The sequence below is a fragment of the Methylobacterium bullatum genome (genome assembly GCF_014845095.1).
GTDB classification, from domain to species: Bacteria; Pseudomonadota; Alphaproteobacteria; order Rhizobiales; family Beijerinckiaceae; genus Methylobacterium; species Methylobacterium bullatum.
Map to the genome: position 1 here is coordinate 1 of NZ_NKUG01000258.1, position 731 is coordinate 731.

Genomic DNA, 731 nt, shown 5'->3' on the forward strand with positions numbered 1-731 from the left:
CGCCGACGGCGTTGAGGGGGGTCAGCACCTCTTCGGCGAGCTTGGCGCCCTCGGTGAGCACGGCCTGGATCAGGTCGGGCGACGCATCGGAGAACCCGCGCAGGTTGTTGCGGCCGTGGAACGCGAAGACGTCGTCGAGGAGAAACCGAACGTTCTCCACAGGTGCCCGGTACGTCGGCATGTCGTCTGTCCTCCACCCGTTCGACCGCGTGCTCGATTCGGCCCGGAGGCCACGGCGCGCTTGATGGTTCACATATAAACTATCGAGCCCGGGAGGGGAAGGGGGGGCGCCTTCCGGCGCCTTTCCCGAGAGATATGATCAGTTTGGCACAGGGCTTAACCCGCTGTTTACCAAGAGTATCAAATGTCGTGGGCAATCGATCCGTTTGCCTGCCGCTGCGACACCCCCACGTTGCACAACGACACGTCGGATTGGGTCACGGACCTCGCTGCCCCGGGTTTGACGATGAAACGCAACGCGACGCTGAACCTGGAAGAGTTCGACCCGGAAGTCCTCGACGCCGCGCGCGACGTGGCGCGCCGCGCCGGCGTGCCGGTGGAAGCCTGGATCGCGTCCATCGTCTCGCCGGATCAGAAGCCCAAGGCGCGCCGTTCCCGCACCTCCTCGTCCACGCACCATCCGGCCCGGCCCCGCCCGGAGGGGCAGGTCCCGTCGCCGGTGCCGCCCGCCCCGGTGGAGACCGCCGCCGTTCCCGAACCCTCACCGGTCG

Annotated in this window: 2 pseudogenes; one reads left to right on the forward strand and one right to left on the reverse strand. The window is 67.4% G+C overall.

Going from position 1 to position 731, the window contains the following annotated elements:
- Window positions 1-181: pseudogene (locus tag MBTS_RS22800) on the reverse strand (acyl-CoA dehydrogenase N-terminal domain-containing protein); the annotation flags it as partial.
- Between the two features lie 183 nt (window positions 182-364).
- Between MBTS_RS22800 and MBTS_RS22805 the strand changes: the two are divergent.
- Window positions 365-731 (forward strand): annotated as a pseudogene (locus MBTS_RS22805) (hypothetical protein); the annotation flags it as partial.